Raw genomic sequence first — 10,275 nt, forward strand, 5'->3', positions numbered from 1 at the left:
GCAGTGAAATGCCGAATGTTCCGACGCTTTCGCGAGCAAGCCCGCCTAACGGTCTAGCGGCTGTCGCTTACATCGAGTTGCCCATCCCAACCACCGCCCAGCGCGGCAATCAACTGCACACTGGCAATCAACCGACTTTGCAAGACGCTCAGCACGCTGCGCTCGTTGCTCAGTGCAGTGGCTTGCACCACGACCACGTCGATGTAGGCAATCAATCCGGCCTTGTACTGGTTTTCCGTCAGGCGCAGCGAATCGCGGGCCGCGTCGAGTGCTTCCTGACGCACAGCCGCTTCGTCCTCATACACTTTTAGCTGCACCAGATAGTTTTCCACTTCACGCAAGCCATCGAGTACGGTCTGTCGGTACTTGGCAACGGTCTCGTCGTAGACCGCCTCGGTGCGGTCGACTTCAGCCGAGCGTATGCCGCCGTCGAACAGCGGCAAGTCCAGTTTCGGCCCCACCGACCAAAAGCGGTTCGGCAAGCTGATCAGGTCTTGGGACTTACTGCTGCTGTAACCGCCACTCAGGCTCAGGGACAGATCCGGGTAGTACGCCGCTTGCGCCACACCTATTTTGGCGTTGGCGGCGATCACCGAGCGTTCGGCAGAGGCGATGTCCGGACGGCGTTCCAGCAACTGCGATGGCAGGCTCAAAGGCACTTGCGGCAAATTGGGAATGGTTTGGGTTTGCGCGATGCTGAAATCCGCTGGCGCTTGTCCGGTCAGTACGGCGATAGCGTTTTCGAACTGCGCGCGCTGCCAGATCAGGTCGACCAGATCGGCCTGGGTACTTTTGAGCTGTGTCTGTGCCTGAGCCACCGCATCACGCCCGGAAACACCGGCGCGGTATTGGTTCTGGGTCATTTTCAGCGAACGTTCATACGCCGCAACGGTGGCTTCGAGCAGACGTTTCTGTTGATCGATGACCCGCAATTGCAGGTAGTTCTGCACCAATTCCGATTGCTGGCTCAGGCGCATTGCCGCCAGATCGGCGAAGCTCGCCTGGGCACTGGCCTTGTCAGCTTCTAGCCCTCGGCGCAATTTGCCCCAGATATCCGCCTCCCAACTGACGCCCAGTTGCGCGTTGTAAGTGTCGCGAATACCGCTGGCGGAACTGCTCAGACTCGAACTGCTACTGCCGGTGCCCTGACTGGAGCGGGTCTTGCCCAGACTCAAGTCGACACTCGGATAAAAAGCGCCACGCGCACTGCGCACCAAGGCTTGGGCCTGTCGGTACTGGGCTTGCGATTGCGCAACCGTCTGGTTGGAACTGTTGAGCTTCTCGATCAGCCCGTTGAGTTGCTGATCGCCATACAGCTCCCACCAAGCGCCACGGGCCAGCGAATCGCTCGGGTTGGCCTGACGCCAGCCTTCGGCTTCCTTGTATTGCGCGATTTCAGCCGTCTGCGGGCGCTGATAGTCCGGGCCAACAGCGCAAGCACTGAGCATCGCCACGCACAGCGAAAGGCTCAACAGACGCGAGCCGCGAACAGTGGCCAGATTGATAAGCGAACGGTCAGTCATAGCGGAGTTTCCAGAGCGGCGTCAGTACGCACGCCACGCCATTTATTGAAGCGATGGCGCAGCTTGTCGAGATAGAGGTAAACCACAGGCGTGGTGTAAAGCGTCAGCACTTGGCTGAAAATCAGTCCGCCGATGATGGTCAGGCCCAACGGCTGGCGCATTTCCGCGCCTTCGGCCCGGCCGAGCAGCAACGGCAAGGCACCGAGGATCGCTGCCAGTGTGGTCATCAGAATGGGACGCAGACGTTGCAAGCAGGCACTGCGGATTGATTCCAGCGGCGTCATGCCCTGTTGCCGTTCCAGTTGCAGCGCCAGGTCGATCATCAGGATGGCGTTTTTCTTCACCACGCCGATCAACAGGAACAGCCCGAGCAGTGAGATCAGGCTGAACTCGCCGCCCAGCGCATAGATCGACAACAAGGCACCGACACCGGCAGACGGCAGCGTCGACAGAATCGTCAGTGGGTGAATGTAACTTTCGTACAGCACACCCAACACCAGATACACCGCCAGCAGCGCACCGAGAATCATGAACGGCTGGCTCTTCTGGGTCGCGGCGAACGCGTCGGCGGTACCGGCCATTTTCGCAATCACGTATTCCGGCAAACCGAGTTTGGCAATCGCTCGTTCGATGGCGGCACTGCCCTGCTCTACCGTCACGCCTTCGGCCATGTCGAAGGAAATGTCTTCCGAGGCAAACTGACCTTCGTGGCTGACCCGGTCGTCTTCCAGGCTGCTCTCGTAGTGAGCAATGGTCGATAGCGGAATCCGCGCACCGTCAGCCGTGATCACTTGCACCTGCTTGAGCGTCACCGGATCTTGGGCGTACTTCGGATTGACCTCCATCACCACTTGGTACTGGTTGAGGCTGTCGTAGATCGTCGAAATCTGCCGCTGGCTGTACGCGTTATTGAGCACCGACGTGACCATGTCCATGTCCACGCCCAGACGCTTGGCCTGATCACGGTCGACGATCAATGTTATTTGCTGCGCGCCCTTGCCTTCACGGGCATCAATTGCGGTCAGCTCCGGCAGTGCGCGCAAAGCAGCCACCACTTTCGGATACCACTGGCGCAGCTCGCCCAGATCACCGCTTTGCAAGATGTAGCTGTACTGCGAAGTGGTCTGTTCGCGGCCGCCGCCGAATTGCAGGTCCTGATCGGCCATCAGCATCAATCGCGCGCCAGGCACTTGCGGCATTTCCTTGCGCAGGCGCTCGATGACTTTCTGTGCCGACAGGTTGCGCTCCTTGATCGGTTTCAGGCGCACCAGCATGAAGGCGTTGTTGGTGCCGTTGTTGCCGCCAATGAAACCGGCGACGCTTTCAACCGCCTCGTCCTTGAGCACAGCGCGACGGAAGATTTCCATTTTCGGCTGCATCACATTGAACGACAGACCGTCGTCACCGCGAACGAAACCGATCAACTGGCCGGTGTCCTGCTGCGGCATGAAGGTTTTCGGCACCACCACATACAGGGCGACGTTGACGCCAACGGTCACCAGCAAACTGAGCAAGGTCAGACGACGATGGCGCAACACCCAGTCGAGGCTGGTGGCGTACCTGGCGACCATCCAGTCGTTGGTCTTGCGGCTCCAGCGTTGCAGGCGGTTTTCCTGCCCGGGCGTGTGCGGCTTGAGCCAGCGGGCGCAGAGCATCGGGGTCAGCGTCAGCGAGACCACCAGCGAGACGACAATGGCCGCTGCCAACGTGATGGAGAATTCGCGGAACAGGCTCTCGATGATCCCGCCCATGAACAGAATCGACAAGAACACCGCCACCAGCGACACGTTCATCGACAGCAAGGTAAAACCGACTTCTTTCGCCCCGAGATACGCAGCCTGCATCGGCTTGACGCCTTCGTCGATGTGCCGGGAAATGTTCTCCAGCACCACGATGGCATCGTCCACCACCAGCCCAGTGGCCAGAATCAACGCCATCAGCGACAGGTTGTTCAGCGAGAAACCATAGAGGTACATCACCGCGAAGGTGCCGACCAGCGACACCGGCACTGCCAGCGTCGGAATCAGGGACGCTCGGAAATTACCAAGAAACAGGAACACCACCAGAATCACCAGTGCCACAGCGATCAGCAGCGTCATCTCCGCTTCGTGCAATGTCGCCTTGATCACGGGGGAGCGATCCATGGCCAGGTTGAGCTTCACGCTGGCCGGCAGCACCGCTTGCAGCGCGGGCAATTGCGCTTTGATCTCGTTGACCGTTTCGATGATGTTGGCACCGGCCTGCCGGTTGATCACCAGTAGCACCGCCGCGTCATCGTTGAAGAAACCGCTGTTGTAGCGATCCTCAACGCTGTCGCTGACCTTGGCCACGTCCTTGAGGCGCAACGCCGCACCGTCGGCGTAGTGGATGATCAGCGATTCGTAATCCTTGGCTTTCTCCAACTGGTCGTTGGCCTGAATCTGCCACAACCGCTGCCCGTCCTCGACCGAACCTTTGGGCCGGCGCACGTTGGCGTCGGCGATGGTCTTGCGCACATCGTCTAGCGCCACGCCGTACTGGTTCAGCGCCTGCGGTTCGAGTTCGATGCGTACAGCCGGCAGGGAGCTGCCGCCGATCTGCACCTCACCCACGCCCTGCACCTGCGAAAGACTCTGGGACAGAATGGTCGAGGCCAAATCGTAGAGCTGCCCCTTTTCCAACACATCCGAGGTCAGCGACAGCACCATGATCGGCGCCTGCGACGGGTTGACCTTCTTGTAGGTCGGCATGCTGCGCATCCCGCTCGGCAACAAGTTGCGCGAAGCGTTGATCGCAGCCTGCACCTCCCGCGCGGCACCATTGATGTCGCGGTCGAGGTCAAATTGCAGAATGACCCGGGTTGAACCCTGGCTGGAACGGCTGCTCATGGTGTTGACGCCGGCAATCGCGCCGAACGAGCGCTCCAGTGGCGTCGCCACCGTAGACGCCATGACTTCCGGACTGGCACCGGGCAGGCTCGCCTGCACAACGATTACCGGGAAGTCCATTTGCGGCAGCGGCGATACCGGCAGCAGACCGAAGCTGACACCACCCAACAGCATGATCGCCAGGCTCAGCAGCATGGTCGCGACCGGGCGCTTGATGAAAGGGCCTGAGAGGTTCATGGCTGCTCTACCGGCTCCACGGCCGAAGGCGCGCGCCCCCAGCGACGACCGAGACGGTCGAAATACAGGTAGATCACCGGCGTGGTGAACAACGTCAGCACCTGACTCACCAGCAAGCCGCCAACCATCACCAGACCCAGCGGTTGGCGCAGCTCAGCGCCGGAACCGGTGGCGAGCATCAACGGTACCGCGCCGAACAATGCGGCCAGCGTGGTCATCAGGATCGGCCGGAAACGCAACAGCGCCGCCTGATAGATCGCCTCCTGCGGTGCCATGCCCTGATTGCGCTCGGCGTCGAGGGCGAAGTCGATCATCATGATCGCGTTTTTCTTGACGATACCGATCAGCAGGATGATGCCGATGATCGCGATCATGCCCAGGTCATTGCCGCTCAGCAGTAACGCCAGCAAGGCGCCGACCGCCGCTGACGGCAGAGTCGAGAGAATGGTGATCGGGTGAATGTAGCTCTCGTAAAGCACGCCCAGCACGATATACATGGTCACAACCGCCGCCAGAATCAGCAGCAAGGTGCTCGACAGCGAGGCTTGGAAGGCTTCGGCCGCGCCCTGGAATTGTGTCTGCACGCCAACCGGCATGCCGATGTCTTTCTGCACCTGTTCGATGACATCAACCGCATGCCCCAGCGCCACACCCGGCGCGAGGTTGAACGACATCATCACCGCCGGGAACTGGCCGATGTGAGTGATCGCCAGTTGTGCCTGACGCTGTTCGACATGGGCCAGACTCGACAACCGCACCTGCGCGCCATCGGTCGTTTTAACGTGAATCTGATCCAGCGCCTGCGGGCCGATCTTCTCTCCGGCCTGGGCTTGCAGGACCACGCGGTATTGGCTCGCCTGGGTGTAAATGGTCGAAATCTGCCGCTGGCCGAAGGCGTCGTACAGCGCATCGGTGATGTTTGCCACCGAAACGCCGAGCCGCGAGGCCGCATCACGGTCGATCACCAGGTAGACCTGCAAACCTTTGTCCTGCAAATCGCTGGCAACATCGGTCAGTTCCGGACGCTGCGCCAGTGCCTCGACCAGACGCCCGCTCCACAGGCTCAGCAGTTCGGAGTCCGGCGATGACATGCTGAACTGGTACTGGGTGCGGCTGACCCGGTCCTCGATGGTCAGGTCTTGCACCGGCTGCATATACAGGCGGATACCGACCAGTTTGGCGAGTGGCGGTTGCAGCCGTGCGATCACTTCGGTAGCCGACAGATCGCGCTCGCCGTGAGGCTTGAGATTGATCAGCAAGCGACCGCTGTTCAGCGTGGCGTTATCGCCGTCGACGCCGATGTAGGACGACAGGCTTTGCACCGCCGGATCTTCAAGAATAACCTTGGCCAGTTCCTGCTGACGCTCACTCATGGCGGCGAAGGAAATCGATTGCGGCGCCTCGGAAATGCCCTGAATCACGCCGGTGTCCTGCACCGGAAAGAAGCCCTTGGGCACAACCAAATAAAGGAACACAGTGAGCGCCAACGTGCCGATGGCTACCATCAGCGTCAGCGGCTGATGCTTGAGCACCCACTGCAATTTGCGCCCGTAGGCCGCAATCATCCAGTCGATGCACGCGCCGCTGGCCCGGTAAAAACGGCCCTGATCATGGGGCTCCGGTTCACGTTTGAGCAAGCGTGCGCACATCATCGGCGTCAGCGTGAGAGAGACCACAAGCGAAATCAGGATCGCCACGGCGAGGGTAATAGCGAATTCGCGGAACAGTCGCCCAACCACGTCCGCCATGAACAACAGCGGAATCAGCACCGCGATCAGCGACAACGTCAGAGAGATCAGGGTGAACCCGATCTGCTTGGCGCCCTTGAGCGCAGCTTGCATGGGGCTATCGCCCTCCTCGATGAAGCGCGCGATGTTTTCCAGCATCACGATCGCATCGTCGACCACAAAACCGGTGGCGATGGTCAGGGCCATCAATGTCAGGTTGTTGATCGAGAATCCAGCGAGGTACATCACGCCGAACGTACCGATCAGCGACAGCGGCACGGCCACCGATGGAATGATCGTCGCACTGGTACGGCGCAGGAACAGAAACGTCACCATGACCACCAGCGCGATGGCGATCAGCAGTTCGTGCTGCACGTCGGTGACCGAGGCGCGAATGGTTTGGGTACGGTCCGTCAGTACCGTTACATCGAGCCCGGCCGGGAGGTTGTCGGTGATGCTTGGGAGCAGCGCCTTGATCCGGTCGACCACCTCGATCACGTTGGCGCCCGGTTGACGCTGGATGTTCAGCAAAATCGCCTGATTCTGGTTGGCCCACGCGGCCAGACGTTCGTTCTCGGCGCCGTCGACGATTTGCGCGACATCCTTGAGCCGTAACGGCGCGCCGTTCTTGTAGGCGAGGATCAGGTTGGCGTAGTCCTTCGGCGAGGTCAGTTGATCGTTGGCGTCGAGCATCGACACCCGCGTCGGGCCGTCGAAGTTGCCTTTGGGCTGGTTGACGTTGGAGGCGGCGATCAGGGTGCGCACGTCCGACAGGTTCAAGCTGTTGGCAGCCAGAGCCTCCGGGTTGACCTTGATCCGCACGGCCTGACGTTGACCGCCAGCGATGCTGACCATACCGACGCCGCTGATCTGGGCAATTTTCTGCGCCATGCGCGTATCGACCAGATCATTGAGTTTGGGCAGGAGCATGGTTTTCGAGGTGATCGCCAGGGTCAGCACCGGGGTGTCCGCCGGGTTGACCTTGTTGTACACCGGTGGCGCCGGCAAGTCGCTTGGCAGCAGATTGGTCGCGGCGTTGATCGCGGCTTGCACCTGCTGTTCGGCGACGTCCATGTTGATGTCGAGGCTGAAGCGCAAGGTCAGCACCGAGGCGCCGCCGGAACTGGTAGAAGCCATTTGAGTGAGGCCCGGCATTTGCCCGAACTGACGTTCAAGCGGCGCGGTGACGGCACTGGTCATCACGTCCGGGCTGGCGCCGGGATAGAGGGTCATGACGCGGATGGTCGGATAGTCGACCTGGGGCAGCGCCGACACTGGCAGCAAGCGGTACGCGATCAGGCCGGCCAAAACAATGGCCAGCATGCTCAGGGTGGTGGCTACCGGACGGAGGATGAACAGCCGCGAAATGTTCATGCGCCCTTCTTGGCCTTGTCGGTGACAGCGGCGTCAGTAGGCGTGGCAGCGGATTGGCCTTGCAAGTGTTCGGTCGGGGTGGTGGGCACCTGATTGCTGTCGTTGACCACCTCGACCTCACTGCCCTCTTTCAGACGGTCGGTGCCTTCGAGCACCACACGATCACCAGCGGCGAGGCCTTCGGTGATAACCGTGTTTTCGCCGTCACTGGCGCCGACCTTCAATTGGCGAATAGTGACTTTCTTGTCGCCATCAAGCGCGTAAACGAACGTGCCGTTAGTGCCGAATTGAACGGCAGCGGACGGTACCAGCACCACACCTTTGAGGGTGTCGGCCAGCAAGTGAACGTTGACGAACTGGTTGGGAAACAGCGCCTGATCACGGTTATCGTAGCGGGCCTTGAATTTCAGAGTGCCGGTGGCCACGTCGATCTGGTTGTCGAGGCTTTGCAAAACACCGCTGGCTTGCAGTTTGGTATCGCCGCGATCCCAGGCCTCGGCCGGCAGTTTGGCGCCGCTGCGGTAGCGGGCAAGCACGGTTTCGAGGCTGTTTTCCGGCAACGTGAAGGCGACGCTGATCGGTTGCGTCTGGGTGATTACCGCAAGGGACGTGGTGTCGTTGGCGGTCACCAGATTACCGACGTCTACCTGACGCAAGCCGACGCGACCGGTAATTGGCGCACGGATCTTGGTGAATTCGAGATTGAGCTTGGCGTCGTTGACTGCCGCCTGATTGGTCTTGACCGTGCCCAGATACTGGCCGACCAGCGCCTCGGCGGTGTCCAGGGTCTGCTTGGCGATGCTGTCTTCTTTGTACAACCCACGATAACGCTCGACATCGACCTTCGCGTTTTTCAGCTGCGCCTGATTTTGCAGCAAGGTGCCCTCAGCCTGGAGCAAGGCGTTCTGGTACGGGCGCGGATCGATCTCGGCCAGCAAGTCGCCAGCCTTGACCATCTGGCCTTCTTCAAAATTGATCTTTACCAGTTCGCCACCCACCCGGCTGCGCACGTTGATGGTATTGAGCGCGGTCACCGTGCCCAAAGCCTTGTAATACAGCGGGAAGTCGCCCGTGACGGCCGGCGCCACCCGCACCGGAACAGGCCCCGTGCCACCGCCGAAGCCCGGTCGCATCATCCCGGAACGCCCGGTATGACCGGCCGCCGCTTTCTCGTCGCCCTCCTTGTGGGCTGAACCGGCAGGCCAGAATTTCCAGCACAGGACGGCGATAACCAACAAGACAAGCAGGCTGATTAGCCAGCGAGGGGCGTTGCGTGGGGACGATTGCATGGAGTGATTAACCATTGGGCGCGTGGGCTTCTTTTACGGGAGGCTGAACGATAAGCACTGGTGGGGATTAAGCAAAGCAGCTTTACCGGCAATTTACCTTCAACTTACGTTTCAAGGTGTGAGGCAAAACACTGATACACAAATGAAAACGGCCTGGACAGTGCCAGGCCGTTAACAATTGTAAAGCGCTTGTTTCAGAACATTTATTTCAAGACAGCGAGGGCCGCTTCGTAATTAGGCTCTTCAGCGATTTCCTTGACCAGTTCGCTGTGCAGAACGTTGTCGTTTTCATCCAGAACCACTACGGCACGGGCGGTGAGGCCTTTCAGCGGGCCGTCAGCGATGGCCACACCGTAGTTCTCGATGAACTCGACACCGCGCAAGGTCGACAGGTTCTGGACATTTTCCAGACCTTCAGCGCCGCAGAAGCGAGCCTGAGCGAACGGCAGGTCAGCCGAGATGCACAGCACCACGGTGTTGCTGATGTCGTTGGCCTGAGCGTTGAACTTGCGCACGGAGGTGGCGCAGGTCGGTGTGTCGACGCTTGGGAAGATGTTCAGCACTTTGCGCTTGCCGGCGAAGTCTTTCAGGGTGACATCCGACAGATTGCCGGCAACCAGGGAAAAGGCTGGCGCCTTGGAACCGGCTTGTGGCAACTGGCCGTTGACTTGAACCGGATTGCCTTTAAGGGTGACTTGAGCCATGACTTGAGTCCTTCTGAACGTTGTTGTTGAGCATACAAGAGGCCGAAGTTAAGCACGAAATTGTCCGACGACCTATGCCTTGACTGAAATTGTCATGTGCCGAAACGCAAAACTGCATACAACCCAAGTACTCGGTAGGCAGCTACACCGTTCCTGTTGAAACTGAAATCGTATTGAGGAATGTTCCCGCATTCTTCAGCGAGTCTTCCTACATAGATTTTTTTCTGCCCTTGTTACCGTGCCCGCCAGTTCTCGCGAGCACAAACCAGGGACGGTTTCGACATCGCGCTCTTTTCCTCTTTGCTTAAGGATAAGCGTATGTTCCGGCCGGCCAATGCGGCGCATTTCTCGTTGCAGATTCCTGCGATCCGTCACGACTTCAAGGTGCTGGCCTTCAGCGGCACCGAAGCAATCAGCACGCTTTACGGCATCCACATTGAACTGGTCAGCGAGCACCCGGACTTCGATCTGGAGAGCTTGCTCAGCCAACCGGCGTTTCTGCAATTTGGCCATAACGGCGAAGGCATTCACGGGCGCATCGAAGACGTGCTGGT

General features: G+C 59.8%; 5 protein-coding genes and 1 pseudogene. 1 reads left to right on the plus strand and 5 read right to left on the minus strand.

From position 1 onward, the window contains the following. Positions 1-53 precede the first annotated feature (53 nt). The 5 genes from K5E40_RS31420 to tpx form a co-directional block, all read right to left on the minus strand. Positions 54-1,523: an efflux transporter outer membrane subunit gene (locus K5E40_RS31420; protein WP_221734074.1), complete on the minus strand. Its 1,470-nt coding sequence runs from the start codon at positions 1,521-1,523 to the stop codon at positions 54-56. Continuing rightward, positions 1,520-4,627, minus strand: coding sequence for an efflux RND transporter permease subunit (locus tag K5E40_RS31425; protein ID WP_221734075.1), 3,108 nt, complete (start codon positions 4,625-4,627; stop codon positions 1,520-1,522). The genes K5E40_RS31420 and K5E40_RS31425 overlap by 4 nt, the downstream gene beginning before the upstream one ends. Next, positions 4,624-7,728 (minus strand): MdtB/MuxB family multidrug efflux RND transporter permease subunit, encoded by a 3,105-nt coding sequence (locus K5E40_RS31430; RefSeq protein ID WP_221734076.1) that lies wholly within the window; start codon positions 7,726-7,728, stop codon positions 4,624-4,626. The genes K5E40_RS31425 and K5E40_RS31430 overlap by 4 nt, the downstream gene beginning before the upstream one ends. Further along, positions 7,725-9,032: an MdtA/MuxA family multidrug efflux RND transporter periplasmic adaptor subunit gene (locus K5E40_RS31435; RefSeq protein WP_221734077.1), complete on the minus strand. Its 1,308-nt coding sequence runs from the start codon at positions 9,030-9,032 to the stop codon at positions 7,725-7,727. Before K5E40_RS31435 ends, K5E40_RS31430 begins: the two co-directional genes overlap by 4 nt. 188 nt (positions 9,033-9,220) lie before the next feature. Further along, positions 9,221-9,721, minus strand: a complete 501-nt coding sequence (gene tpx / locus K5E40_RS31440) for a thiol peroxidase (protein ID WP_221734078.1) — start codon at positions 9,719-9,721, stop codon at positions 9,221-9,223. 318 nt (positions 9,722-10,039) lie between these two features. On the opposite strand from tpx, the pseudogene K5E40_RS31445 reads away from it, so the two are divergent. Beyond that, positions 10,040-10,275 (plus strand): annotated as a pseudogene (locus tag K5E40_RS31445) (type VI secretion system tip protein VgrG); the annotation flags it as partial.

This window comes from Pseudomonas baetica, assembly GCF_019733355.1.
Taxonomy (GTDB): domain Bacteria; phylum Pseudomonadota; class Gammaproteobacteria; order Pseudomonadales; family Pseudomonadaceae; genus Aquipseudomonas; species Aquipseudomonas baetica_A.

What these genes read in the sequence shown, in the direction of transcription:
- K5E40_RS31425 (WP_221734075.1), bottom strand. Translation starts at nt 4,627, where the DNA reads ATGAACCTCTCAGGCCCTTTCATCAAGCGCCCGGTCGCGACCATGCTG.
- K5E40_RS31435 (WP_221734077.1), bottom strand. Translation starts at nt 9,032, where the DNA reads ATGGTTAATCACTCCATGCAATCGTCCCCACGCAACGCCCCTCGCTGG.
- K5E40_RS31420 (WP_221734074.1), bottom strand. Translation starts at nt 1,523, where the DNA reads ATGACTGACCGTTCGCTTATCAATCTGGCCACTGTTCGCGGCTCGCGT.
- K5E40_RS31430 (WP_221734076.1), bottom strand. Translation starts at nt 7,728, where the DNA reads ATGAACATTTCGCGGCTGTTCATCCTCCGTCCGGTAGCCACCACCCTG.
- tpx (WP_221734078.1), bottom strand. Translation starts at nt 9,721, where the DNA reads ATGGCTCAAGTCACCCTTAAAGGCAATCCGGTTCAAGTCAACGGCCAG.